Below are 25,529 nucleotides of genomic sequence, written 5' to 3' on the forward strand. Positions count from 1 at the left end.
CAACCTCTTTTCAAAACTTTCAAAACTTTTGAAGTTATACGCTTAAGGATTTCATTGCAGCCTTTCTCTCTACCACCTTCATTGCTGCTTTAACAATGTCATTTGCAGTTAATCCATATTTTTCCATTAACTGATCCGGTGTTCCGCTTTCTCCAAAGCTATCATTTACCGCAACAATCTCAAGGGGTAAAGGATAATTTCTGGCAAGTACCTGAGCAATACTTTCTCCCAAGCCACCACTAACCTGATGCTCTTCTGCAGAGACAGCGCATTTGGTTTTTTGAACAGACTTAAGAATAGCAGCAGTATCTAATGGCTTTATGGTATGGATATTAATAATTTCAGCATCAATTCCTTTCTGCTCAAGAATCTCTCCAGCTTTTATTGCTTCCCAAACCATATGACCTGTAGCAAAGATGGAAACATCCGCCCCTTCATTTAAAAGAAGTGCTTTTCCAATTTCAAACTTCTGATCTTTTGGAGTGAAATTTGGCACAGCAGGTCTTCCGAATCTTAGGTATACCGGCCCATAATGATTAGCTATGGCAATGGTAGCAGCTTTAGTCTGATTAAAATCGCAGGGATTGATTACTACCATATGAGGTAGCATTTTCATCATTCCGATATCTTCAAGAATCTGGTGCGTTGCGCCGTCTTCACCCAGTGTAAGTCCGGCGTGAGATGCACAGATTTTAACGTTTTTTTCAGAATACGATACTGATTGTCTTATCTGGTCAAACACTCTTCCTGTAGAGAAGTTTGCAAAAGTACCTGTATATGGGATTTTGCCTCCGATGGTTAATCCCGCAGCCAAACCTATCATGTTGGCTTCTGCAATTCCAACCTGAAAAAAACGATCAGGAAATTCTTTAATAAAATCTCCCATTTTTAATGAACCTATAAGGTCGGCACAAAGAGCAACAACATTGGAGTTTAATCTTCCTGCTTCAACCAGTCCTACTCCAAATCCTGATCTTGTATCTATTTTTTCTTCGAATGTAAATTTCTTCATTTTCTTAAGAGCAATAAAAATTTTAAGATGGATTAATAATCGCCAAGAGTTTCCTCAAGTTGTGCAAGTGCCTTTGCCAGTTGTTCATCATTTGGAGCCGCACCATGCCATTTATGTGATCCCATCATATAATCAACACCATAGCCCATTTCGGTCTTCAATAAAATTGCAATTGGCTGACCTTGTCCTGTAAGTGATTTTGCTTTTTGAAGTGTTTCTATAATGGCTTCCATTTTATTGCCTTCTGCACATTCAAGAACTCTCCAGCCAAATGATTCATATTTAGCTTTGAGATCTCCCAGTGACATCACTTTATCACAAGGTCCATCAATTTGTTGTCCATTGTAGTCTACTGCAGCAATTATGTTATCTACTTTGTGATGAGCAGCATACATTAAGGCTTCCCAAATCTGGCCTTCTTGTTGTTCTCCATCTCCCATTAGTACATAAACCAGTCTGTTATCTTTATTTAATTTCTTTGCTTGTGCAGCACCTACAGCTACTGACAAACCTTGTCCAAGTGAACCGGAAGCGATCCTGATTCCTGGAAGATGCTCTTCTGTTGCAGGATGTCCTTGTAATCTGGAATTAAGTTTTCTGAAAGTTCCCAGCTCTGAAGCAGGGAAATAACCTGCTCTTGAAAGGACACTGTACCAAAGCGGTGAAATATGGCCGTTTGATAAGAAGAATAGGTCTTCATTTATCCCATCCATATTAAATTGGGTATTATGCTTCATTTCTCTGAAATAAAGCGCAACAAGATAGTCTGCGCAACCAAGTGACCCGCCAGGGTGGCCTGAGCTGCAGCAATGTACCATTCTTACAATATCTCTTCTCACCTGTGAAGCAATTTTCTTCAGCTCCTCCACAGTGGTGGTCTTTTCGACATTTTCAATTAGCATAAATGATTGTTCCTGGTTTTATCCGATTTATTTTCTGAATAAGAGAATTCTCAAGTGAAAATCTTTTATCAAACTGCTAATTTAACAATTATTTTTTAGCAAATTTTAATTTTTATATGGGAGTGGTAGCAGGAATCAGATAAAACAAAAAATAAACAGGAAATGAGTTGGGGGGAGCTTATTAATGGTTTGAATTTTAGTAATTTAAATGTGTTGGAGAGGCAGAAATAAAAAGAGGCTGTACTTTAATATACAGCCTCTTTAAAAAAATTATAAATAATTTAAAGCAAGATCATAGGCCCGTTCATAGTATACAGACAAATTTTTCCAGTCAAATGTCTCAGACGAACTTTCAACCAGATTTCTTTGGGTGATCCTTTCTCTTCTAGCAAATTTAACAAATGAATATAGCTGATCGGTAAGTTGATTTGCAGCCTCATCAAAGCTCTTGTATCTTCTGTTAACTACATAAAGTCCTTTTTCTTCATGTTGAGGAATGTTTGAAAGAATATAATCACCAAAACCGGAAAGATCACTCGTTACTGCAGGTACTCCGCTTGCAATAGACTCTAAAGGAGTATATCCCCATGGCTCATAATAACTTGGGAAAATTCCCAAATGACAACCTCTTACGAACTGACCGTATTCCATACCGAATAATGGGTTGGTTGGAGATATAAAGTCAGGATGATATACGATTTTTACTCTGTCATACCAGTTGTTGACCAGATTGGCTGTCCTCAGGAAGCTCAGGATATCATCGTATTGATCATGAACTAAATTATGTGTCACTACAAATGGCAGGTGATTTGATTTCCAGGATTGAAGTGTTCTCCTTAATCTTAATCTCCAGTATTCGTCAACAAAATTATTAAGGTTTGGCATTGCGATGTCACCACTCGCTGCCGCTTCATTGAAAAGTCTTTCTCCTACCTGTTTTTCAATGGCTTTGCAATCTTGTCTGACTTCCTCCATTACCGCTCTGGATTGCAGTACCGATGGGTTTATAGAGTGATAAGGTTGTTTGGTAATAAAGAACATGACCACAGTCATATCCATATTTTCCTGTCTCATCCTCCAGTTTAGTCTGGCTAAGGCTTCCAGAGTTAGGTCAAAACCTTTGTTTTTGTATTCATATCTGCCAGACGTGAAGAAATATAGAGTTTTATCCAGATCAAAAGAATAACTGTGAAAAAAGTGCCCCATGATAAATTGGTGTATCTTTTCTTTGTATTCCTTGTGAAGGTTTTGAAACTCATGAAGAGCGGTAAAACGTTCGATATTCAGACCGTTTGGCAATATGAGATCAGGATTTCTGCCAAGCAATGAAGCACATTCTCTGGCAGTTACTTCACTTACTGTAGTAAATACATGTGCCCCATGGGCAGCAGCACGTTCTATTTTGACAGAGGTTTCTATGTTAAAATTGACAGCTTCTTTTTCCCAGTCATAAAAGGGGAGATGGTCATAAAAATGAGCATCATTCATTGCCAGGTATCGGCCTAGAAGCGTTGCATGGGTTGTAAATACCGTGGTAGCCTGTAAGTTATCTCTTCTTATTGCCGGAATTGCAGTCCCTGCCATCCATTCATGGAAATGACCTACGATTTTTTTCTCGGTTACAAGAGTAAGCTCAGCAAAATATAATTTAACTAAATGTCCAAATGCAATGACTTGATTTATAAGATCATCACCTTCAGGAGAAGAAATTCCATGGTGTTCCCATAAAATATACTTCACTTCATTCAGTTTATTGTATATACTAAAAGGATTTAAAAGTACAACTCTGGGTTTTCCAGAAACAAGCCAGTAGCCATAATGAACTTCATATCCGAAACTTCTGAGTTGCTTGGCAGCTTGATAAAATGGATCTTCTTCGTTTTCAACAGGTTCAAATTCAGCTGGCATTCTGCTATGGACGTATGGACCGATCAAACAATAGTTTTCATCCCACTTCTCAATCATGCTTGGGACCTTTGAACGAATGACGGTATATATTCCGCCCACCTGATTGCAAACCTCCCAGGCAATCTCTACTAATAAGGTATCTGCATGTTTTTTATCCATTCAACTACTACTTTAAAGTTTAAAATATGTTAGGTTATTTAATTGTTTCAAAATTAATTTTAAAAAAGACATATGAAAATAAAAGCAACCTAATAGAACGAAAAAAAGGTATTTATGTTATAAATATTTTGTAAGTCCTATTGTTTTGTCTGGAATGTTATTAGTTCCTCAAACTCTTTGTGATGCAATCAAAAAAGCCTATAAATCATTTATTTGAAAAAAAAGTTTTTTTTTAATAAAATAAATTTTACATTATAACTATTTGGTTTTAAGGAGTTAGTATCTAAAGTTACATTGAGGTATATGTTCAGAAATTATATTTTCTAAATTTGCAGTAATACTATTGTTAACAAAATATGTTATTGGACTTTGAAAAACCAATCGCGGAACTGGAAGCTAAGTTAATTGATATGAAGTTGCTGGCTCAGGAAAATAATGTTGATGTTTCCTCTGCGGTTAAATCTTTGGAAGAAAAAATCAAAACTTTGAAAAAAGAAACTTACTCTAATCTTACCAGATGGCAGAGAGTGCAATTGTCCAGACACCCGGACAGACCATATACACTCGATTATATCAATGCCATTGCTGATAAATTTATTGAGTTGCATGGGGATCGTTCAGTAAAAGACGATAAAGCTATGGTTGGTGGACTTGCTCAGGTCGGCGATCATTCTGTAATGATTATTGGCCACCAAAAAGGAAGAAATACCAAACAAAGACAATTGAGAAACTTTGGAATGGCTAACCCTGAAGGCTACAGAAAAGCCCTTCGCCTTATGAAAATGGCAGAAAAGTTTGATGTGCCTATTGTTACATTTATTGATACTCCCGGAGCTTTCCCTGGTCTTGAAGCAGAGGAAAGAGGCCAGGCCGAGGCTATAGCCAGAAATATTAAAGAGATGTTTCTGCTAAAAGTGCCGGTAATATGTATCATAATTGGTGAAGGAGCCTCAGGGGGAGCTTTAGGTATTGCAATTGGAGACAAGGTGTTAATGCTGGAAAATACCTGGTATTCGGTTATATCTCCGGAATCCTGTTCATCCATTTTATGGAGAAGCTGGGACTATAAAGAGCAGGCTGCTGAAGCTTTAAAACTTACAGCAACCGATATGCATAAAAATAAAATGGTTGATGATATTATCAAAGAACCTCTTGGCGGCGCTCACGTAGACCCTGTTGGAACAGCTAAAAAAATCAGAAAAGTAATACTTGATAGCATAGATGAATTATCAAAGTTTTCATCTGAAGAAAGAATAGCTCAAAGAATTGAAAAATTTGGTGCAATGGGAGTCTTTGTTGAATAATTCAATTTTCTGAAGAAATATTAAAAGCTGTTTAGGAAACAATTAGGACCTAAACAGCTTTTTGTTTTTTATAAATATCCGATAAAATAACATTACTTTTTAGATCAATTATTCATGAATTTACACGTAATAAATACAGGATTTTTTAAACTTGATGGCGGAGCTATGTTTGGTGTAGTGCCTAAAACACTTTGGCAAAAAACTAATCCGGCCGATGAGAAAAATTTATGCACCTGGGCTATGCGTTGTCTTCTTATAGAAGATGGGAATAAACTCATATTAATAGATACAGGAATTGGAGATAAACAGGATGATAATTTTTTACGCCATTACTATTTGCATGGTGAAGATACTCTGATTAAATCTATTCATAAGGCAGGTTTTTCTGAAAATGATATTACGGATGTGATACTGACCCATTTACATTTTGATCATTGCGGAGGAGCTACTGTATATAATAAAGATAGAACGAAAATTGAACCGACTTTTAAAAATGCCGTTTATTGGTCTAATGAAGATCACTGGAAATGGGCTTCAATTCCAAATCCCAGAGAAAAGGCGAGCTTTTTAAAGGAAAATATATTTCCACTTAGGGAAAGCGGGAACCTTGAATTTGTGGGGATCCGAGAGGAGACACCTTTCAGGTCGATAGATTTTTTATTTGTAGATGGACATACAGACAAGCAGATGATTCCACTTATAGAATATAAGGGAAAGAAAATCGTTTTTGCTGCAGATCTGTTGCCTTCAGTTGGGCATATTCCTATTCCTTATATCATGGCCTATGATACTCGACCATTGATTTCAATGCAGGAAAAGGAACTCTTTTTTACAGATGCAATTAGCAAAGATTACATCATGTTTCTGGAGCATGACTCTGTACATGAGTGCTGTACTGTTCAGGAAACTGAAAAGGGATTTAGAGTAAAAGATACATTTAAATTAAAAGAAGTGTTGTAAATGAAAATCGGATTGACACTTTCCGGCGGAGGGGCAAGGGGTATTGCTCATCTTGGAATTTTAAAGGCATTAGAGGAAAAAGGATTAAAGCCGGATATGATTTCTGGTGTGAGTTCAGGAGCAATAGTTGGAGCATTATATGCTGCCGGACTGAAACCTGAACAAATTCTTGCTACCCTTTTGAAACCCAGGATGTTTAAGTATTTCAGGCCAGCATGGAGCAAATTTGGACTTTTAAATATGCAAAGACTGATTCCAATTTATAAGCTTTATCTTCCTTGTCTGACTTTTGAAGAACTTGAAATAAAGCTATTTATATCAGCAGCTGATTTAAAAGAAGGGAAAACTATATATTTTGACAGTGGAAATCTGATTGAGCCAATACTTGCATCTGCTTGTATCCCATTGCTTTTTGCTCCATTTGTTTATGGCGAAAAAAGACTTGTTGACGGGGGAGTTATTAATAATTTGCCTGTTGAACCTCTTATTGGTAAAGTAGATTTCCTCATTGGGGCTCATGTGAATCCTAATAATCCCAGTTATGAAGTTACATCAATAAAATCAATGGTAGAAAGAACTTTTAATCTGGCAGTTGGTTGTAACGTAAAACCGAGGAAAGATTATTGTGATTTGGTTATCGAACCCCAGGCTTTGTGTAAATATAGGATTTTTGATTTGGGTAAAGCGGAAGAAATTTTTAATATCGGATATGAAAGTGCTTTAGAAACGATTTGTAAAAATGAAAAACTAGATGCCTTTCTAAAGCAGAAACCTTAGTAAACGAGTAAATTTTTATTATTGAAAAAAGTAAAGTTTATATTACAGTTATTATCTAATCCAGCCTGAATTGAATAATTATAGGTTTTGGATTTTTTCAGTTTTTATTTGAATTAAAAGTGAATTATTAGGATATTTGATAAGCAAAAAAATCCAATCTTAGGATATGAAGAAACATTTAATAATTGCCGCCCTAGCTTATACTGCAATTTCATCCGTTTCCGCACAAAACGACAAATCAAAATCAAAATCATCACCTTATACTTATGTAAGTGCTGATGCGAAACTAACTAAATACCATACTGAAGATGAGTTGAAAGGTCTTGGAAAACTAGAACTTACTCAGCTATACATGGAAAGAATTAAAATTCTTACAGAAGTTGTTCCTTATTTGGCATTACAATCTAAGCCAGGAGCTACTTTAAAAGAAATGGGAATTCCTGAAACACCTTTGAATCTTGACCACGTGGAGAAAGAAGTGAAAAATAAAGGAACCTACCTTGCTGCGGTACAAAATACCTTAGATGATATAATTCCATATGCAGATAAAGGCAATATAATCTGGTCTATTATGTTTTTTGAGGAGATTATAAAAAAGGCTGAAACTGGTCACTGAAATTTTAAAAAAGTCCCGAATTCCGGGACTTTTGTTCTTTTAATTAACTTTTAAAAGGAAATAATTTTTCTTTCCTTTTTGAACAAGCAGATATTTGTCCTGAAGTAATTTATAATCAATTCGTTGTTCCGACTCGATTTTTATTTTATTAATACTTACGCCACCACCCGTTATCATTTTTCTTGCCTCTCCTTTAGATGTGAAAATTACATTTCCGGTAGCAACTGAAAGTAAATCAGTAATAGTAGGTGTTTCTGCCAGCAAATCTTTAGTAATTTCTACCTGAGGTACCCCTTCAAATACTGACAATAAAGTGTCTTCATCCAGACTTTCAAGATCTTCTGTTGTAGACTTGCCGAAAAGTATTTCGGAAGCTTTAACAGCGGTAATATAATCTTCTTTGGAATGTACACGTGTTGTTATTTCTTCAGCCAAAGCCTTTTGAAGTATTCTCATATGAGGAGCAGTTTCATGCTCTTTCTCCAATGCTTCTATATCTTCTTTAGTCTTTAATGTGAAAATTCTAATGAATTTTTTTGCATCATCATCAGCACTATTCAGCCAAAACTGATAGAACTTATAAGGAGAAGTCATTGAAGGATCTAACCAGATATTCCCTCCTTCAGACTTTCCAAATTTGGTACCATCGGCTTTTGTCAACAAAGGGGTGGTCAAAGCAAAAGCTTCACCTCCTTCCATTCTTCTGACAAGTTCAGTTCCTGCAGTAATATTGCCCCACTGATCAGAACCTCCCATTTGAAGACGGCAGTTTTTATTTTTGTATAAATGAAGGTAATCATAACCTTGCAGCAACTGGTAAGAAAACTCAGTAAAAGAAATACCAGTTTCAAGTCTCTTCTTTACAGACTCTTTTGACATCATGTAATTAACTGTCAGATGTTTTCCAACATCTCTTAAAAATCCTATAAAACTAAAATCTTTAAACCAGTCATAGTTGTTAACTACCTCTGCCGCATTTTCTCCTGTAAAAGAAAGAAACTTCGTTAACTGTTTTTTTACACAGTTCTGATTATGAGTTAACGTTTCTTCCGATAGCAGTTTGCGCTCCTCTGATTTACCGCTTGGATCTCCGATCATTCCGGTAGCACCTCCAACCAGAGCAACAGGTTTATGACCTGCGTTTTGAAAGTGAACAAGGATCATCACCTGAACAAGATTACCTACTGTAAGTGATGATGCAGTAGGATCAAAGCCTATGTAACCCGCTGTAATTCCTTTATTCAGAAGTTCTTCCGTCCCTGGCATGATATCGTGCACCATGCCTCTCCATTTAAGTTCTTCAACAAAATTTTTCATTATTCAGATATTAAAAGATCGCAAAGATAGGAAAATCAATTGATTCCTGAAGAGGCAGAACAGTAAATGTCATAATAATAATTTAGGCTCTGTTATTAAAAATTACTTAACTTTAACAGTTAAATTCAAAATATCTAAATCGTGGCTGTAAGTCCTGAGAGTGTAATTAAAGATCTTAAAAACGGGAAATATGCTCCGGTTTATTTTCTGCAAGGAGAAGAGCCTTATTTCATTGACACAATCTCCGACTTTATTGAAAAAAACTGTCTCAATGAATCAGAGAAAGGCTTTAATCAGACAATTCTGTATGGTAAAGATGTTAATATCAGCACAATAATGCAAAATGCAAGGAAGTTTCCTATGTTTTCTGATAAGCAGGTTGTTGTCATAAAGGAAGCTCAGGAAATTTCTGATCTGGGAAAAGAAGCGGGAGATAAGTTGCTGGATGCTTATATTCAGAATCCCTTGGCATCAACAGTATTGGTATTTTGTCATAAGTATAAAACTGTTGATGGAAGAAAAGCAATTGGTAAAAGTCTTGAAAAACATACTGTATTCGTCAATTCCAAAAAGCTCTATGATAACAAAATACCGGAATGGGTAGAGGGATATTTTGCTGATAAAGGATTTAAAGTCAACCCAAGAGCAGCAGGCATGATCAGCGAGTACATCGGTAATAACCTGAGCAGGATTGCTAATGAAATAGACAAGCTTCTTATCAATTTAAAGGAAAAGGTAGTGATAGATGAAGCCCTTGTTGAGAAGTATGTTGGGATTAGCAAAGAATACAACGTATTTGAGCTTCAGAATACTTTAATTAAGAGAGATGTTCTTAAAGCTAACCGGATCCTTAAATATTTTGAGGCTGACCCCAAAAGCAATCCCGCAATTCCGATAATTGTTACTTTGTTCAATTTCTACATGAAGGTTCTCATGATCCATGCGTCAGAAGACAAGTCGGAAGGAGGGCTGGCGAAGTTGTTAGGAGTGAATCCATTCTTCGTTAAAGACTATATTGCTGCGGCCAAGAGTTATCCTCCTCAAAAAGTCATTAATATAATTCATTACATTCGTCAGGCAGATCTGATGTTAAAAGGGGTCGATAATGTGAGTGTTGGAGAGGGGGATATTTTGAAAGAACTTGTCTTTAAAATTCTACACTAATTCAAAAACAGGTAATTAATCCGTTTTTAATTTTAATGATCAAATTCAATTTTTATTTTTACAAAAATAAAAATTGAAATAATACCGTTTACGCTTTAAAAATTCATATTAGTTTTATTAAATAAGGCACTATGCTGAAAAAACTTTTAATTTTTTCTTTTATACTACTGACTCCTCTTTTTGTGCGTGCTCAGAATACAATGGTCAAAGTTTCTTATGATCAGTTGTTCAGAGATGGGGTGGAGCTTTTAGACAAAGAAAAATATGCCGCCGCCCGCCATGCATTTGAGAAATATGTTGGTCAGGGAATAAATGACCTGAAAACCATAGATGCAGAATATTATATTGCATTTTCTGCCTTGAATCTCTTTAATCCTGATGCAGAGCCTCTTTACAAACAATTCATTTTAAAATATCCATACCATGCAAAGGCTTCTCTAGCTCATTTTGATCTTGCTACTTTTTACTATAACGGCAAAAAGTATGAGAAAGCAATTCAATATTTTGAAAAGGTAAATCATGAAAACCTGAATGAAGAGCAGCAGCTTGATGCTAATTTTAAACTGGCCTATTCATATTTAAATGTTAAAGCTTTTGATAAAGCAGCTCCTCTTTTTAATAAAATCAAAGGAGGAAAGCACAAGTATACATATGCTGCCAGTTATTATGCCGGTTATCTTGAGTTCAGAAATGGTGAATATGATGCCGCTTTAGCTGATTTAAAGAAGGCAGAGGAAAATGAATCATATAAGCCACTTGTGCCATACATGATTGTCAATATCTATTATAAAAAAGGCGAGCTGGACCAGTTGATAGCATATGCAGGATCTGTTACAAGCAGTAAGCAGGACATCCAGAACGCAGATGAATTTTACCTGCTGACAGGAGAGGCTTACTTTAGAAAAGAAGATTATCAGAAAGCTGAGGAGAATTTTTCTAAATATATCCGAACTGCTAAAGTAAAAGCAAATCCTGAGATTCAATACAGATTATCCTATTCTCAATTTAAGAATGGACAATATGAAGATGCTGCTGAAAACTTTAAGGGACTGGCAATAGGTAATGACTCCATCTCCCAGGCAAGTGCATATTATCTTGGGGTTTCTTATTTACAAACCGGAAAGAAAGACTTCGCAGTTACGGCTTTTAATCAGGCTAGAAAAAGTAATCTAAACAAGGATATTCAGAAAGAAGCTTTATTTAATTATGGCAAAGTAAATTTTGATCTTGAAAGGTATACTGAAGCAATTCCAGCCTTAAAAGAATTTTTGAAAAATTATCCTACAAGCACTCATATTCCTGAAGCAACAGAAATTCTTAGTGAGTCTTTATTAAAAACCAAAGACTACTCTGATGCAATCTCATACATCGAAGGTCTTAAATCCAGAAGCCTTAGAATAAATGCTACTTATCAGATTGTAACTTTTTTGAAAGGAACCGAGCTGTTGAATAATAACAACTTTCAGGAAGCAATTAATATGTTTAACAAGTCACTGGAATATCCTATTAATAAGGATTATGTGATTTATGCAAACTTCTGGAAAGGTGAGGCTTTGTCATACCTGAAAGATTATAATGCAGCTATAAATGCTTATGCTGCTGTATTTACAAATAGTAAAGATGACAACGAGTATTATCTGAAGTCAAGATATGGAATAGGATATGCCTATTATAACACTAAACAATTTGACAAAGCATTAACTCATTTCAGAGCTTATGTAGACAAAGTAAAAGGCGAGAAAAATAAACAAAACTACAATGATGCATTGTTGCGATTAGCGGATTTGTATTATGTAACGAAGCAATATGAGCAGGCAATAAAATATTATGATGAAGCTGTTGCAGATAAGAGCTCTGATATTGATTATGCCTATTATCAGCGTGGTCTTGTAAAAATGAACTTAGGAGAAGTGCTGGATGCGAAGGCAAATTTCGAGGCTGTAATCAAACGTTATCCTAATTCTTTATACTATGATGACGCTTTATTTCAGAAAGGTCAACTGGAGCTTCAGACAGGTGAAAATAATGATGCTGTAAAAGCATATAGTGCTTTGATCGGCATAAAACCAGGAAGTCCATATGCTCCCTATGCATACAGCAGAAGAGCAATAGCATACTTCAACCTGAAAGATTATGAAAAAGCGATTCGAGATTATCAATACATACTAGATAATCTCCCTACTCATGAAGAATCACAAAATGCTCTTAAAGGTATACAGGAAGCCCTTGCAGCAGCGGGAAGGGAAGAAGAGTTTCCAGCTATACTTGCTAAGTTCAAAGAATACAATCCAGATAATAAAGAATCTGCTTCTTTGACAGTTCTTGAATTTGAAAATGCAAAGGCTCTTTATAACAATCAAAAATACCCTCAGGCTATTCAATCATTTCTGACTTTTATCAATGGAAATCCGAATAACCCTAATGTAAAAGAAGCGCAGTATTATATGGCTGAATCTTATTTCAGACAAAACGAATTGCCAAGTGCAATTGAATATTATAAAAAGGTTACAGAAAGCAGAGCAAGTAGTTATTACAATAAGGCAATTCAAAGGCTTGCAGATCTTAGTCTTTTAAATAAGGATTATCAGTCAGCAAAAAATTATTATCAGATTCTCCTTGCTCAGGCAAGTAGTAAAAAAGATAAGTCTATCGCCAATGTAGGTCTTGTAGTTTCTTATTATAATACTCAAAAATATGATTCCGCTCTTTATTATACTTCTGAAATTCTGAAACAAGGTAACTCCACTCTGGATGCAGAAAGCAAAGCGATGCTTTATCAAGGCAAGATAGCTATGGCCAAAGGAGAGAATGATAAAGCTGTAGACTATTTTATTCAGACAATAAATGCTGCCAAAGATGTCAATGCGGCAGAGGCTCAATACCTCATCGCAAAGATTCAATACAATGACAAAAAGTATAAGCAGTCTCTTGAAACCTTATACGATCTGAATAATAATTTCTCTATCTATGATGATTGGCTTGGGCGTTCATTTTTGCTTATAGCAGAAAATTTTGTTGCTCTTAATGAGTTGTTCCAGGCTAAGGCTACATTGAAGTCAATAATAGAAAAGTCACCACATAAAGAAACTGTAGAAAAAGCCAAAGTGCGATTAAGCGAGCTGGAATCAAAAGAGAAAGAAACTGAAAAGATAGAAAAAGGACAGGAGGGAAAGAGCAATGAATAAAGGAAAAAAGACTTTTATGAGATCATTTAAAATAGCGGTTATTTCAGTTGTTGCCGTTTCATTTTTTAACACTGCTTTTGGTCAGGGCGAGATTGAAGACAAAGTTGTGATCATTGAAAAAGAAAGGAAGCTTGATCTGCCTGAAGCGAACAGAAACTTTGAGAAGGTTCATTTTGATGTGAAGACACCTCCGGCTAAGCCTCAGGAATATAAGCTAGAGGAGGTGAAATTAAACCTACCTAATCTTCCAAGTAAGATAAAATTACTTATGATGCCGGATGAGCCTTTGAAAAAATTCTATGGCAACTATGTAAAGGCTGGTTTCGGTAATTATGGAACTCCATATCTGGAAGCTTTTATAAACAGTAAGAGAAGTGAAAAATATCTTTATGGACTTCATTATAAACACTACTCATCCAAAAATGGTCCTGTTGGTAAATCGCTATCAGGCATGAGTGATAACCTGGCAGAAGCTTATGGTAAATATTTTACCTCGAATCAGGTAATCTGCGGAGGTATAGGGTATTCCAGAATGAGATTCAACTACTACGGTGGTGATGAGAACATAATAAAGTTCCAAGATATAAAACAAGTTTATCAATTGTTTAATGTTAATGCGGGCATTGAAAATCTTGATAAAACCAACCAGATCAGTTATAATCTTGGATTAAATTACTATCATTTAAGCGACAGATATAACGCGAAAGAAGGCGAATTTCTGACTGATTTCAATGGCGTTTATAAGTTGGACGAAGACAGAAAAGTCAATGTAGGTGCGGTACTTTCGTTATCAAACAGAAAAGACTCAAGTAAAGTTAACAGAGCATTTTTTATGCTGAAGCCTTCATATTCCATGGTAATGGATAAAATTAGGCTTAATCTTGGATTCAATGTAGCTTATACAAATGATTCGGTTAAGTCAGTGAAAGGTGTTCATCTGTACCCTAATCTGAAAGCAGAGTATGATGTTGTAGATAAGCAACTGATTGCTTATGCCGGATTAGATGGAGAGATGCAAAAGAACACTCTGAGGAAGTTTGTGTATGACAACCCTTATCTTGGGGGCAATGCGGCTTTATTGCATACTAACAAGTCAATAGAGTTTTTTGTAGGCGCAAAAGGTCATGTTATTGGGAGATTGAATTATAATGCAAGATTCTCTTATCAGAACTATAAAAACCTTTATTTCTTCAACAACGGAAATCCTGATACGTCAAGATTTGTTACCCTATACGACAAAGGAAATACATCCCTTACTCAGTTGACCGGGGAGCTGTCTTATGATGTTTCAAAGGAATTGCTAGTGGAGTATAAATTGAATTACTATGGGTATAATGTCAGTGACTTTGAATATGCCTGGGAAAGACCCTCATTTTATACTTCTTTTAGCGGAAGGTATAATTTGGAGAAAAAAATATTTATAAATGTTGATATTTACTATATTAGCGGATTAAAAGCTAAAAACTTTGTGAAGAATGAAGTCGTAAAACTAAAACCTATAACAGATCTTAATCTTAAGGTCGAATATAGATTTTCACCTGCTTTTTCTGCGTTTTTGGAGTTTAATAATATTTTATCTAAAAAATATCAAAGATATTTGTACTACCCCGTTAAAGGAATTAACGTATTAGGTGGTTTAACTTACTCGTTTTGAAAATGATAGAAATTTATATAAAAGATTTACTCTATACCTATGATTGCGTGGTGATACCCGGATTCGGAGGGTTTATTACAAACTACTCTTCGGCCGATATTCATCCCGTTAGTAATAAGTTTATACCACCTGTTAAAAAAATTGCGTTTAACGGGCAACTAATCAATAATGATGGCGTATTGATAGGCTATGTGGCGGAAATTGAGGGAGTTGATAGGAAGCTTGCAAATCAAATGGTTGAAACCTTTGTAAGCAACCTTAAAGAAAATCTGAAAAGGTATAATCAATATTTTTTTAAAGGCATAGGAGGTTTCTTCTATAATGCAGATGGTTTATTAGAGTTTGAGCCGGAGAATAAAATAAATTACCTGGATGATAGTTTTGGATTATCTGAATTATATTTCAAACCAATAGATAGAGATTCTAATATGGCAAAAGTACCAACCAGAGGCCTTAGACCTCCGGTAAAAAAAGCGGCAGAAAAACCAGAGCCTGTTACGCTGGATGAGAATGGAAATCCGGTAGTAAAAGAAAAAAACAAAGGAGTTAAAGTTATTTTAGTATTACTTCCAATTCTTGTTTTGGGAATTGCAGGTGCATTTTTATATAACCAGAAAAATAACAGTCTGAGCAGCATTTTCCCATTTGACCTACTCAATAAAACTGAAGCTCCTGTAGCAGAGAAAATTGAACCACTGGTAAAAGATGAAGTTGTTGCCGAAGTAACAGAAGCGACAGAGGAAGTAGCACCTGTTAATACTGAAGCTTATCAGCCAGAGCATAACAACATTGAATTAAGTACAGATATCTCTTCTTCAGCAAAAGCTGCAGAGCCTGTCAAAACACCTGCAATATCTGAAAAGTCTGGGCGTTTCTTCATTATTGTAGGGTCTTTTGCAAAAAGAGACAATGCCTACAGACTTAAAAAGAAATTTGATAAAGAAGGTATAGATGCTACTTTAATTAAACCATCTAAAACTAACAAATTTTACAAAGTTTCTGTTGCAGACTTCTCTGATAAAGAGGAAGCTAAAAGCAAACTGGAAGATTATAAATCAAAATACGGAAGCTCAACCTGGGTGATGACTTTTTAATTGCCCTGATTAAAAAATCAAATCAGTTTGAACTATTATTGAAGTAAGAAACTTAGTAGTGAACTTGAATTTGGAATAGAACGAATGACTAATCAGGAAAAACAGGATATAAAAAACGAAAGAATAGGGGCAATGACTTCCGTTGGAATTCATTGCCTTCTTGCTATTTGTCTCTTTTTTCTTTTAGCCTGGGACAAGCCAGATCCCCTTATGGACGGAGATGGTGGAAACAGAAAAGGCGGAGTGGTTCTTAATTTTGGTATTGATCCGGCTGGATATGGTGATCTTCAGAATACTGGTCCTGTTGGAGATTCCGAAAATGATGATCCTGCACCCGGTGAACCGGCTCCCAATGAAATGGAATATATAGAAGAACCAGTTGTTGAAGAGATACTTGAAAGTACAAAAGGAGAAATTGTAACTGGTACTGAAGAAAGTGCTTATCAGTTGGAAGAGAAGAAGGAAGAGGCCAAAAAGAAAGTAGAAAAGAAAGATTTAGAGATCAAGGAACAAAAGAAAGAGCCTAAAAAGGAACAGACTGTCACTACTCAGGCCCTCTTCCCTGAAAAATCAGGTGCAGGAGGAACTTCGGGTACAAGTCAATCCGGATCCAATAATAATGGTGATAGAAAGGGTAAAGTTGGTGATCAGGGAGATCCTAATGGCTCTATAAATTCAAATGCTCTATATGGTACTCCAGGCGATGGAGGACCAGGGCCCAGACTGGAACTTACAGGCTGGAATCTGGCATTCAGACCTGAAAAAGATCAAACAAATGAAAACGGAAAGATCGTTTTTAACATAGAAGTTGATGAAGAAGGTGAGCTGACGAGAATTACAGTTCTTGAAAAAACAGTTAGCCCTTCACTGGTAAAATATTATCAGGATGAAATAGAAAGAAAATGGAGTGTGGAGCGGACTAGAGATAATGTAAAACCACCACCAAGAGCTTCAGGAAAATACACCATTATAGTGCGGTCGAGATAAAGTGAATTCATTTCAGGAAACAGTAAAATATTTATATGAGAGCCTGCCTATGTTTGAAAAGGTGGGCTCCTCTGCTTTAAAGAGTGGCCTTGACAATATAAGCGCACTTTGCGAAGCCCTCGATAATCCTCAAAAAAGCTTTCCTTCCATTCATATTGCCGGAACAAATGGGAAAGGAAGCTCATCTCATTTTCTTGCGGCTATATTGCAGGCTGCGGGATATAGAGTGGGGCTTTTTACTTCTCCCCATCTGAAAAGTTTTGCAGAGCGAATTAAAGTTAACGGAGAAAATATTCCCGAAGAGATTGTAGTAAACTTTGTGCAAAATCATAAAGTACTTTTTGAAAAGTTAAATCCCTCATTTTTTGAAATGACTACCATTCTGGGATTTGATTATTTCAAATCACAGAAGGTTGACATTGCTATTATTGAAACCGGACTTGGTGGCAGGTTGGATTCAACCAATATTATACAACCTCTTGTATCACTCATTACCAATATCAGCCTCGACCATCAGAATATTCTCGGTGATACATTAGCTAAGATTGCAGGAGAAAAAGCAGGGATCATTAAACAAGGTGTTCCTGTGGTTTTAAGTGAAATGCAGGAATCTATTGCAGAGGTGTTTATTCAGGCTGCTGAAGCCAAAAAGTCTACCATTACTTTTGCATCATCTGAATTCAGTCTGATTAATAAAAGGCTTGAGAACGGATATCTGATATCAGATGTATTTCACAATGGCTCATTGAAATACAAAGATTTGAAATCAGGTCTTCCAGGTTTATATCAACTGAAAAATCTTGCGGGTGTCCTGGAAACAACAAATGTTTTAAATCAAAAGGGATTTAAAATTGATGAAACAGCTATCCGCAAAGGAATTGAAGACGTTGTGGGGCTGACTGGTTTAAAGGGGCGCTGGCAGGTGTTGGAAACTGATCCTATGGTGGTTTGTGACACAGGTCATAATGAGGCAGGAATAATGGAGGTTTTGAACCAGCTTAAATGTTATTCTTATAAAAGACTTTTTATGGTATTTGGCGTGGTAAAGGATAAGGATGTTTCAAAAATCCTTGCGCTTTTGCCAAAAGAGGCAATATATTATTTTTGCATGCCGAAGATTCCCCGCGCTCTTGATGCAGAAGTTTTATATCAGAAAGCTGAACAATATGGCTTGAAAGGTGAGGTTGAGAAAGATGTCAATTGCGCGCTTCAAAAGGCGAAGGCTGCAGCATCACAAGATGATTTTATATTTATAGGAGGTAGTACATTTGTAGTATCGGAGTTAGATAATTTATAGTTAGTAGTACTTATTAGAAAATGGGAAAGAATAAATTAAAAAGGTTTGCCGTAAATGCTCAAAGAAGGAATGTAGTAGAGCCAGGTAAGGAAATATTTGAGAAGATTAAAGGTAATTGGAATAACTTTTTTGATAACAAAAATGAAATAATACTTGAATTAGGTTGCGGAAGAGGGGAATATACCACTGGATTAGCATCACTTTTTCCTCAGAAAAACTATATAGGTGTTGATATAAAAGGCGCCAGAATCTGGAAAGGAAGTTGTGTTGCAGAAGAAAATAATCTAACCAATGCTGCATTTCTGAGAATAAGGATGTATGAGCTGGAGAATTTCTTTGCAGAGGGAGAAGCCAATGAAATCTGGATTACTTTTCCTGACCCAAGACCTGTTGATAAGCATGAGAAGCACAGATTGACCTATCCGAGATATATAGATAGTTATCTGAAAATTTTAAAACCAGGAGGGATACTTCATTTAAAAACAGATAACCTTCAATTGCATGAATATACTTTGTCGGTAATGGAAAATTATAAAGATCGGATAAAATCGATTGTTCATACAGAGGATCTTTATAATTCCCCAATGCTCTCTGATCATTATGGCATTCAAACAACTTATGAACGCAGATTCTTAATGGAGAATGCGCTCATCAATTACTTGAAAGTAGAGTTCAACTGATCGGGTTGACCTCTTTTTTCCACAGTATTGACCCAATTATAAAGCATATTGACATCTTCAAGCTTGCAAAGCTCTGTACCAGGATTCATTGTTGCAGCAGTTCCACAGGCAATTCCGTACTTTAGAGCATCCAGATGATCCCATCCTCTTGAAAGAGAAAGAACTATCCCTGCTACCATACTGTCTCCGGCTCCCACCGTACTTTTTTTAGCAGCAGATGGAGCCGATATATGATTTACTCCCTCTTTCGATGCAATGAATGCTCCGAAAGCACCAAGCGAAACCACCATAATTTCTATCTTGTGTTTTTTGATGATTTCAAGAGCAGCTTCTTCCTGTTGATTAATGGTTTTTAATTCCGAGCCGATCAGTTCGCTAAGTTCCTTGACATTAGGTTTTAATAGGTAAATACCTTCGTTGATTGCTTCTTTCAGAGCATCCCCGGAAGTATCAAGAACCAGCTTTGCATTTTTTCGCTTGCCTATTTTAGCCAGTCTCGCATAGAAGTCAGATGGAACACCAGGAGGCATGCTGCCACTGGCAACGAGATAATCAATTTTTTCTGCATGACTATCGATTTCATTAAGGCAGTTCATCCATTCTGCCTCAGAAAGAGGAGCACCTGGCATTCCAAATCTGTATTGTCGGTTAGTAGTTGTCTCCACAACAATGAAATTTTCCCTGCTCCAATGCTCAACTTCAATGGGATATTGACTGATCCCTTCTTGATTTAAAAGCTGATTTAACAGCTCTCCGGTTGGTCCTCCTTTAGGATAAACTGCAATAGAATCACCACCGAGTTTTTTAATTGCTCTGGATACATTAATTCCACCGCCTCCTGGCTCATGAACTGGTTCTGAACACCTTAGTTTGTGCTCTGCATATACATGATCTACAGTGCAGCTTTTGTCAATGGTAGGAGAAAGTGTAAGCGTAAAAATAGTTTTCATCTTGTCAGTCATTTACTTCCAGTTCTTCTAATATGTCAGATAACTCGGAGAAATCTTTAAGTCCGGGTTTTATTTCTTCCCCACCTTTGAGTGCGATCCCAGAAGGGTTAATTGTGTCAATAATAAGTGGTAAAGCAGATTGCTGAATACCAAATCCTAAAATGACTTGAAATTTTTTGCAAATATCCTCAAGTATCCCCTTCAAATCATTTAACTCCGGTTCTGTATTATTTTCTAACAGGAAATAAGCAACCTTGTTTTCATATTTTTTTAATACTTCAATCGTCTCCGAAGGCTTTTCATTATTGAAGTCAACTTTTAGTATTACAGGTTTTTTGAGTCCTGGTAAAAATTCGGGATGTATTAAATGGTTGAGTTGAATATAGTCAAGGTTCAGTTGCTCAGCCAGGTAATTCATGTTATAAATATTATCCCCTGAAAATTCTCCAACTACCTTAACCCCTGAAATCCAGTTTACTATTTCTCTAATAGAGCTTAATTCTATAAATTTAGGATGGTTTTCATCCAGTGGAAATCCTACTAATTCAACCCCCATGCCAGCACAGTAGCGTGCATCACTCAGGTTATTTACTTCACTTACCTTTACTAGTGTTTTTAATGCCATATCCCAATTACCGTTAAATAGTTCAAAAACAAATTAATTTAAAAATAAGTTAAAAGGCGAAAGTTTCAGGAACATTTTTTCGGTATCTTTGAACTCAAAAATTTAGTTATGGCAGTTATAGCAGTAGAAGATTCTAATTTTGATGCAGAACTTGCAAAAAATCCTAAGGTGATTGTGAAGTTTTATGCGGATTGGTGCGGTTCATGTAAATTGTTTGCCCCGAAATATAAGAGATTATCTAATGATGAGAGATATCCAGGGATTGTATTTCTGGAAGTTAATGCAGAAAATAACCCTGAAGCCAGGAAGAAAGCTAATGTTAATAACCTTCCTACTTTCGCCACATTCCAAAACGGAGTTTTAGTAGAAACTCTTTGCTCCAGTAAAGAAGAAGCTGTCGTTGAGGCGCTGGAGAAACTTCAATAGTATTGGAATGCAGGTTTTTTAATTGGAAATAAAATAATACTTAAATGAAAATACCTGCGATAAAATTACTTGTAGAAAATTATTTACCATCAGATCTAAAACAGGCCGAGAATGACCTGATAGAGGGTGAAGGCCTGAAAATAGATGTGGAAGGGGAGGATGAAGGAGAGCAGTTGACGCATGTGATTGCGGCTCTTTGGATTATGGAGGAAATGAATGCTAAAAATATTGAGTTTAAAGAAGCGTTAAGAGAATACACAAAAAAAGTAAGGGAGTCTATAAACTGATTTTTTTCACTCAGATTATCTTAAACATCTTAACCTTTGAGGTTACAGTTGAGATATTTCCCGGAATTAATTTAAATAATGAGTACTAAAGGAAGAGTTTTGGTAGCTATGAGCGGCGGAATTGATAGTTCTGTTGCTGCTGTTATGCTTCATGAAGAAGGATATGAAGTGGTTGGTATGACTATGAAGACATGGGACTATGCGTCTTCCGGAGGTACTAAGAAAGAAACCGGATGCTGTAGTCTTGATTCTATTAATGATGCCAGAGATATTGCGGTTAAACTTGGTTTTCCTCATTATATCCTTGATATCAGGGAAGAGTTTGGTGATTATGTGATCAATCATTTTACTGACGAATACCTTGCCGGAAGAACCCCTAATCCCTGTGTATTGTGCAATACACACATCAAATGGGATGCCTTATTAAGACGTGCAGATAAACTAGGATGTGAATTTATTGCAACTGGTCATTATGCGAATATCAGAAAGGAAAATGAGAGATATGTCATCTCTAAAGGCCTTGATGAAAATAAAGACCAGTCTTATGCGTTATGGGGAATATCTCAGGAAAGTCTGAGCAGAACAAAGTTTCCGCTTGGTCATCTCAAAAAGACTGAAATCAGAGCATTTGCTCAGGAAAGAGGATTTGTAGATTTGGTTAATAAATCTGAATCTTATGAAATCTGTTTTGTTCCTGACAACGATTACAGAGGCTTTCTGAAAAGGAGAATTCCAGGTTTGGAAGATTCTGTAAGAGGAGGTGAGTTTGTGCTCGAAGACGGCACAATTGTAGGAAAACATGAGGGCTATCCTTTTTATACAATTGGTCAGAGAAAAGGATTAGGGATAGCGCTAGGATATCCAGTATTTGTTTCTGAAATTCAAAAGGATAAAAATCGAGTAGTACTGTCATCATTAGAAAAGCTGGCTAAAGATGGAATGATGGTGAAGAAGTTAAACATGCTTAAATATCCTGATCTAATAGGCAGAAAGCTAGAAACTGTAACAAAGGTCAGATATAACGATGGCGGTACTCCGGCACTTATAGAACAAATAGGTGATGAAATGAAAGTGTTGTTTCATCAAGGAGTAACAGCTATAGCACCTGGACAAGCAGCTGTTTTTTATGAAGGAAATGATGTGGTTGGCGGAGGATGGATTACATCAAGCTTTAGACAAAACAATGAATAAATTTTTCTCTTTATTGCTCTTTTTTGTTGCATCTTTTTTAATCTCCGGATGCTCAGAGCAGCAGGAACCGGATGTGTCTGACTATCAGTATTTCCCAATTGAAAAGGGAATGTATGTTCTCTATTCTGTAGATAAAAAAACTTACGGAGTGGGTGATTCTACTCATTCATTTTATTATCTCAAGGAAATAATCGGTGATACATTCAGAGCTGGTGGCGAACTAAAATACAGAGTGGAAAGATATACAAAAAACAGTCTCACAGATCCTTGGCCGGCGCAACCAGATTCAGTATGGAGTCAGTTCAACAGCAAGAGTAATGTTACAAGAACGGAAAATAATATCAGGTTTATCAAGATGACCTTTCCTTTGGTAAATGATAAAACATGGGATGGGAATGCTGAAAATACTATGGGATCAGAGTATTATAAAGTAAAGGATTTCAAACGTACTTTTTATGTTGATACAATTTATTTCCCTAATTCCGTAAAAATAATCCAGGCTGATAATCAGAACCTGATTGAAAAAAAATACAAGGTTGAATATTATGCAAAACATGTTGGCCTTATTCATAAAGAGAAAAGAATTTATGAGTATGACCAGTCTCCTTCTGCTATAGGGAAATATATTATAAAAACTGGGGAAACCTATCTTCAGAAAATTTATGCTTACGGCAAAGAGTAAAGCAATTTTATGCTTCATTATTTTTATATCATTTCAAAGTCTAGCTCAGACTAATTTATATTTTGTAACATTCACCGATAAGTCTGACAGTGAATATTCCTCCAAGACTCCGGAAGAGTTTCTTTCTCCAAAAGCCATTAGCAGGAGACAGGCTCATAACATTCAGATTCAGGAAGAAGATTTGCCAGTCAATAAAAATTATCTGGATTCTTTCACGAAAACAGGTATTATTATTAAAGGATCTTCAAGATGGATGAATGGTGTGATCGTAGAAATGTCAGAAGAGGTATCTGAACTAACAAGAAGTAAGCAATTTGTAAAATCTGTAAAGTACCTTCAGCCAGCACAAACATCTCTTAACCAATTGAAGCTTTCTTCTCCGGTATCGAATATTCAGAGACAATCGGCTTTTTTATCATCATCATCGTCTTCTATTGACTATGGTTTTTCTCTGAATCAAAATGCTATGATTGGAGTTCCTTCTGTTCATGCTTTAGGTTATTCAGGAAAAGGTAAGCTTATAGCAGTTTTGGATAATGGGTTTTTAAATGCCAATACACTTACATTTTTCACTCATTTATATCAGAATGAAAAAATTTTAGGTACCTATGATTTTGTTTCTAGAGATCAGAATGTTTATGACGACGGAGGACATGGAGTGAATGTACTGTCGGTGTTGGCGGGTTTTGAAGAGGGAAAGATAGTAGGGCCTGCTTATGATGCTTCTTTTTTGTTATTGAGAACTGAAAATGATTTTTCGGAAACCATACTGGAAGAATATAACTGGCTTATGGCAGCAGAGTATGCAGACAGTGCAGGTGCTGATATCATTTCAAGTTCTTTAGGATACAATACTTTTGATTTTACGGAACAGGATCATTCTTATGCTGATCTTGATGGGACGTCTACTATTGTGACGAAAGCTGCAGAGACAGCTTTTTCTAAAGGAATGATTGTGGTGAACAGCGCAGGTAATGAAGGAAATAAATCATGGAAATATGTGACAGCTCCAGCAGATGGACCTTCAGTAATTGCAGTTGGTGCAGTAAATTCAGATAAAAAATATGTAACGTTCAGTTCAATTGGTCCTTCAGCTGATGGTCGAATAAAACCAGACCTGGCAGCAATGGGAGCTGGGGTATATGTTGGTAATCCGGACAATTCTTATTCGAGCACCAATGGTACATCTTTTTCCTGTCCGCTTGTAGCAGGTCTGATTGCTTGTCTTTGGCAAGCAAGACCATATTTATCCAACAAAGAAATCTCAGAAGCTTTGAAAAAATCAGCTTCCAAAGGGAATGACCCTGATTTTCAATATGGATTTGGAATTCCAAATTTTCAAAAAGCTCTTACTTATTCAAGCCCAGACACATTAAAAATTGCAGGGCTTTTCCCAAATCCTGTATCTATTCCGGGAAATGTAAAACTTATTATTGAAAACGATTTAGTAGGCAATGATGTGGAAGCTGAATTATTTGACCTAACAGGTAAAAAAATATTTGCCAAGACTTTATCAAAGGCAGAAAAGATAAATCAAATGGTATTTCCTGGTGACATTCAAAGAGGTGTGTATATTCTGGTTCTAAATACTAACAGTGCAAATCAGGTAATAAAAATTATCCTTCAATAAATACGTTTTTCTTTAAGTTAACATTCCTTTCATTTTATTTATATTTGTGGTCATTATGAAACCGATTATAGCCCCTTCAGTTCTTTCTGCTGATTTTGCAAACCTGCAAAGAGATGTTACAATGATCAATGAAAGCCAGGCAGACTGGTTCCATGTTGATATTATGGATGGTGTTTTTGTTCCTAATATTTCTTTTGGCTTGCCAGTTTGTGCTGCTATAAATAAACATGCTAAGAAACCTTTGGATGTGCATTTAATGATTGTGCAACCTGAGAAATATATTGAAGCTTTTAAAGAGGCAGGGGCTGCATATATCAGTGTTCATGCAGAAGCTTGTACTCATCTTCACAGAGTTATCCAACAAATTCATGCTGCCGGATGTAAAGCTGGTGTGGCGATTAATCCACATACTCCTGTAAATGTATTGGAAAACGTATTGAATGATATTGATCTGGTTTGTATCATGTCTGTGAACCCAGGATTCGGAGGGCAACAGTTCATTACCAGAACCTATGAAAAGATAAAGCAGCTGAATAAGATGAGAGAAGAGGCCAAAGCAAATTTTCTGATAGAAATTGATGGCGGGGTTTCAGATAAAAATGCAAAACAATTGCTGGATCTAGGTGCCAATGTACTCGTTGCAGGAAATTTTGTATTTAACTCTAAAGATCCTCAGGCTACAATAGCATCTCTTAAATCTTTAGGATAATATTTTCCTTGGA

23 protein-coding genes are annotated in these 25,529 nt (G+C 36.1%); 17 read left to right on the plus strand and 6 right to left on the minus strand.

Annotated features, from left to right (window positions below; all coding sequences use genetic code 11):
* Positions 1-34: 34 nt before the first annotated feature.
* The 3 genes from MYP_RS03600 to MYP_RS03610 form a co-directional block, all read right to left on the minus strand.
* On the minus strand, positions 35-1,012 hold the full coding sequence (locus MYP_RS03600; protein WP_045458532.1) for a transketolase family protein: 978 nt from the start codon (positions 1,010-1,012) through the stop codon (positions 35-37).
* Positions 1,013-1,044: 32 nt separating this feature from the next.
* Positions 1,045-1,914 carry a transketolase gene (locus MYP_RS03605; RefSeq protein ID WP_045458535.1) on the minus strand — a complete coding sequence of 290 codons (870 nt, stop codon included), beginning with the start codon at positions 1,912-1,914 and terminating at the stop codon, positions 1,045-1,047.
* 270 nt (positions 1,915-2,184) lie between these two features.
* Entirely contained in the window at positions 2,185-3,981 is a 1,797-nt protein-coding gene (locus MYP_RS03610) for a glycosyltransferase (RefSeq protein WP_045458538.1), read from the minus strand.
* A gap of 356 nt (positions 3,982-4,337) precedes the next feature.
* Between MYP_RS03610 and MYP_RS03615 the strand changes: the two genes are divergently transcribed.
* The 4 genes from MYP_RS03615 (at position 4,338) to MYP_RS03630 (ending at position 7,638) form a co-directional block, all read left to right on the plus strand.
* A complete protein-coding gene (locus MYP_RS03615) occupies positions 4,338-5,285 on the plus strand; it encodes an acetyl-CoA carboxylase carboxyltransferase subunit alpha (RefSeq protein ID WP_045458541.1) in 948 nt (315 codons plus the stop codon).
* 114 nt (positions 5,286-5,399) lie between these two features.
* A complete protein-coding gene (locus MYP_RS03620; protein WP_045458543.1) occupies positions 5,400-6,245 on the plus strand; it encodes an MBL fold metallo-hydrolase in 846 nt (281 codons plus the stop codon).
* Positions 6,246-7,022, plus strand: coding sequence for a patatin-like phospholipase family protein (locus tag MYP_RS03625; RefSeq protein ID WP_045458548.1), 777 nt, complete (start codon positions 6,246-6,248; stop codon positions 7,020-7,022).
* A gap of 166 nt (positions 7,023-7,188) precedes the next feature.
* Entirely contained in the window at positions 7,189-7,638 is a 450-nt protein-coding gene (locus MYP_RS03630) for a hypothetical protein (protein WP_045458550.1), read from the plus strand.
* 39 nt (positions 7,639-7,677) lie between these two features.
* Here MYP_RS03630 and tyrS read toward each other — a convergent pair whose 3' ends face one another.
* Complete coding sequence (tyrS, locus tag MYP_RS03635; RefSeq protein ID WP_045458553.1) at positions 7,678-8,955, minus strand: tyrosine--tRNA ligase; 1,278 nt, start codon at positions 8,953-8,955, stop codon at positions 7,678-7,680.
* Positions 8,956-9,096: 141 nt separating this feature from the next.
* Here tyrS and holA point away from each other — a divergent pair, with 141 nt between their 5' ends.
* The 7 genes from holA (at position 9,097) to trmB (ending at position 19,016) form a co-directional block, all read left to right on the plus strand.
* Positions 9,097-10,119, plus strand: a complete 1,023-nt coding sequence (gene holA / locus MYP_RS03640) for a DNA polymerase III subunit delta (RefSeq protein ID WP_045458555.1) — start codon at positions 9,097-9,099, stop codon at positions 10,117-10,119.
* Positions 10,120-10,250: 131 nt separating this feature from the next.
* Positions 10,251-13,304: a tetratricopeptide repeat protein gene (locus MYP_RS03645; protein WP_045458559.1), complete on the plus strand. Its 3,054-nt coding sequence runs from the start codon at positions 10,251-10,253 to the stop codon at positions 13,302-13,304.
* The gene (locus MYP_RS03650) at positions 13,297-14,958 is read left to right on the plus strand and encodes a TonB-dependent receptor (protein ID WP_045458562.1); all 1,662 of its coding nucleotides are present in this window, start codon (positions 13,297-13,299) and stop codon (positions 14,956-14,958) included. The genes MYP_RS03645 and MYP_RS03650 overlap by 8 nt, the downstream gene beginning before the upstream one ends.
* A 2-nt stretch (positions 14,959-14,960) precedes the next feature.
* Positions 14,961-16,052 (plus strand): SPOR domain-containing protein, encoded by a 1,092-nt coding sequence (locus MYP_RS24695; protein WP_052429917.1) that lies wholly within the window; start codon positions 14,961-14,963, stop codon positions 16,050-16,052.
* Between the two features lie 84 nt (positions 16,053-16,136).
* On the plus strand, positions 16,137-17,039 hold the full coding sequence (locus tag MYP_RS24700) for a hypothetical protein (protein ID WP_052429918.1): 903 nt from the start codon (positions 16,137-16,139) through the stop codon (positions 17,037-17,039).
* A gap of 1 nt (position 17,040) precedes the next feature.
* Positions 17,041-18,336, plus strand: coding sequence for a bifunctional folylpolyglutamate synthase/dihydrofolate synthase (locus MYP_RS03665; RefSeq protein WP_370568829.1), 1,296 nt, complete (start codon positions 17,041-17,043; stop codon positions 18,334-18,336).
* A 20-nt stretch (positions 18,337-18,356) separates the two neighbouring features.
* Entirely contained in the window at positions 18,357-19,016 is a 660-nt protein-coding gene (trmB, locus tag MYP_RS03670) for a tRNA (guanosine(46)-N7)-methyltransferase TrmB (protein ID WP_045458566.1), read from the plus strand.
* Here the strand turns inward: trmB and MYP_RS03675 are convergent.
* Positions 18,992-19,966 carry a 1-phosphofructokinase family hexose kinase gene (locus MYP_RS03675; protein ID WP_045459169.1) on the minus strand — a complete coding sequence of 325 codons (975 nt, stop codon included), beginning with the start codon at positions 19,964-19,966 and terminating at the stop codon, positions 18,992-18,994. The two genes, trmB and MYP_RS03675, sit on opposite strands and share 25 nt — an antisense overlap.
* A 4-nt stretch (positions 19,967-19,970) precedes the next feature.
* The gene (locus tag MYP_RS03680; protein ID WP_045458569.1) at positions 19,971-20,591 is read right to left on the minus strand and encodes a hypothetical protein; all 621 of its coding nucleotides are present in this window, start codon (positions 20,589-20,591) and stop codon (positions 19,971-19,973) included.
* Positions 20,592-20,699: 108 nt separating this feature from the next.
* On the opposite strand from MYP_RS03680, the gene MYP_RS03685 reads away from it, so the two are divergent.
* The 6 genes from MYP_RS03685 to rpe all read left to right on the plus strand — a co-directional run bounded on the left by MYP_RS03685 (position 20,700) and on the right by rpe (position 25,516).
* On the plus strand, positions 20,700-21,017 hold the full coding sequence (locus MYP_RS03685; RefSeq protein WP_045458573.1) for a thioredoxin family protein: 318 nt from the start codon (positions 20,700-20,702) through the stop codon (positions 21,015-21,017).
* A gap of 44 nt (positions 21,018-21,061) precedes the next feature.
* Complete coding sequence (locus tag MYP_RS03690; protein ID WP_045458576.1) at positions 21,062-21,304, plus strand: DUF6952 family protein; 243 nt, start codon at positions 21,062-21,064, stop codon at positions 21,302-21,304.
* 78 nt (positions 21,305-21,382) lie between these two features.
* Positions 21,383-22,495 carry a tRNA 2-thiouridine(34) synthase MnmA gene (gene mnmA / locus MYP_RS03695; protein ID WP_045458580.1) on the plus strand — a complete coding sequence of 371 codons (1,113 nt, stop codon included), beginning with the start codon at positions 21,383-21,385 and terminating at the stop codon, positions 22,493-22,495.
* Positions 22,488-23,177, plus strand: a complete 690-nt coding sequence (locus tag MYP_RS03700; RefSeq protein ID WP_045458583.1) for a hypothetical protein — start codon at positions 22,488-22,490, stop codon at positions 23,175-23,177. The genes mnmA and MYP_RS03700 overlap by 8 nt, the downstream gene beginning before the upstream one ends.
* Positions 23,158-24,807 carry a S8 family serine peptidase gene (locus MYP_RS03705; RefSeq protein ID WP_052429919.1) on the plus strand — a complete coding sequence of 550 codons (1,650 nt, stop codon included), beginning with the start codon at positions 23,158-23,160 and terminating at the stop codon, positions 24,805-24,807. The genes MYP_RS03700 and MYP_RS03705 overlap by 20 nt, the downstream gene beginning before the upstream one ends.
* 55 nt (positions 24,808-24,862) lie before the next feature.
* The gene (rpe, locus tag MYP_RS03710) at positions 24,863-25,516 is read left to right on the plus strand and encodes a ribulose-phosphate 3-epimerase (protein WP_045458586.1); all 654 of its coding nucleotides are present in this window, start codon (positions 24,863-24,865) and stop codon (positions 25,514-25,516) included.
* The last annotated feature ends 13 nt before the right edge of the window (positions 25,517-25,529 follow it).

The organism is Sporocytophaga myxococcoides (assembly GCF_000775915.1).
Taxonomy (GTDB): Bacteria; Bacteroidota; Bacteroidia; order Cytophagales; family Cytophagaceae; genus Sporocytophaga; species Sporocytophaga myxococcoides_A.

What these genes read in the sequence shown, in the direction of transcription:
- MYP_RS03600 (WP_045458532.1), bottom strand. Translation starts at nt 1,012, where the DNA reads ATGAAGAAATTTACATTCGAAGAAAAAATAGATACAAGATCAGGATTT.
- MYP_RS03605 (WP_045458535.1), bottom strand. Translation starts at nt 1,914, where the DNA reads ATGCTAATTGAAAATGTCGAAAAGACCACCACTGTGGAGGAGCTGAAG.
- MYP_RS03610 (WP_045458538.1), bottom strand. Translation starts at nt 3,981, where the DNA reads ATGGATAAAAAACATGCAGATACCTTATTAGTAGAGATTGCCTGGGAG.
- MYP_RS03615 (WP_045458541.1), top strand. Translation starts at nt 4,338, where the DNA reads ATGTTATTGGACTTTGAAAAACCAATCGCGGAACTGGAAGCTAAGTTA.
- MYP_RS03620 (WP_045458543.1), top strand. Translation starts at nt 5,400, where the DNA reads ATGAATTTACACGTAATAAATACAGGATTTTTTAAACTTGATGGCGGA.
- MYP_RS03625 (WP_045458548.1), top strand. Translation starts at nt 6,246, where the DNA reads ATGAAAATCGGATTGACACTTTCCGGCGGAGGGGCAAGGGGTATTGCT.
- MYP_RS03630 (WP_045458550.1), top strand. Translation starts at nt 7,189, where the DNA reads ATGAAGAAACATTTAATAATTGCCGCCCTAGCTTATACTGCAATTTCA.
- tyrS (WP_045458553.1), bottom strand. Translation starts at nt 8,955, where the DNA reads ATGAAAAATTTTGTTGAAGAACTTAAATGGAGAGGCATGGTGCACGAT.
- MYP_RS03645 (WP_045458559.1), top strand. Translation starts at nt 10,251, where the DNA reads ATGCTGAAAAAACTTTTAATTTTTTCTTTTATACTACTGACTCCTCTT.
- MYP_RS03650 (WP_045458562.1), top strand. Translation starts at nt 13,297, where the DNA reads ATGAATAAAGGAAAAAAGACTTTTATGAGATCATTTAAAATAGCGGTT.
- MYP_RS24695 (WP_052429917.1), top strand. Translation starts at nt 14,961, where the DNA reads ATGATAGAAATTTATATAAAAGATTTACTCTATACCTATGATTGCGTG.
- MYP_RS24700 (WP_052429918.1), top strand. Translation starts at nt 16,137, where the DNA reads ATGACTAATCAGGAAAAACAGGATATAAAAAACGAAAGAATAGGGGCA.
- trmB (WP_045458566.1), top strand. Translation starts at nt 18,357, where the DNA reads ATGGGAAAGAATAAATTAAAAAGGTTTGCCGTAAATGCTCAAAGAAGG.
- MYP_RS03675 (WP_045459169.1), bottom strand. Translation starts at nt 19,966, where the DNA reads ATGAAAACTATTTTTACGCTTACACTTTCTCCTACCATTGACAAAAGC.
- MYP_RS03680 (WP_045458569.1), bottom strand. Translation starts at nt 20,591, where the DNA reads ATGGCATTAAAAACACTAGTAAAGGTAAGTGAAGTAAATAACCTGAGT.
- MYP_RS03685 (WP_045458573.1), top strand. Translation starts at nt 20,700, where the DNA reads ATGGCAGTTATAGCAGTAGAAGATTCTAATTTTGATGCAGAACTTGCA.
- MYP_RS03690 (WP_045458576.1), top strand. Translation starts at nt 21,062, where the DNA reads ATGAAAATACCTGCGATAAAATTACTTGTAGAAAATTATTTACCATCA.
- mnmA (WP_045458580.1), top strand. Translation starts at nt 21,383, where the DNA reads ATGAGTACTAAAGGAAGAGTTTTGGTAGCTATGAGCGGCGGAATTGAT.
- MYP_RS03700 (WP_045458583.1), top strand. Translation starts at nt 22,488, where the DNA reads ATGAATAAATTTTTCTCTTTATTGCTCTTTTTTGTTGCATCTTTTTTA.
- MYP_RS03705 (WP_052429919.1), top strand. Translation starts at nt 23,158, where the DNA reads ATGCTTACGGCAAAGAGTAAAGCAATTTTATGCTTCATTATTTTTATA.
- rpe (WP_045458586.1), top strand. Translation starts at nt 24,863, where the DNA reads ATGAAACCGATTATAGCCCCTTCAGTTCTTTCTGCTGATTTTGCAAAC.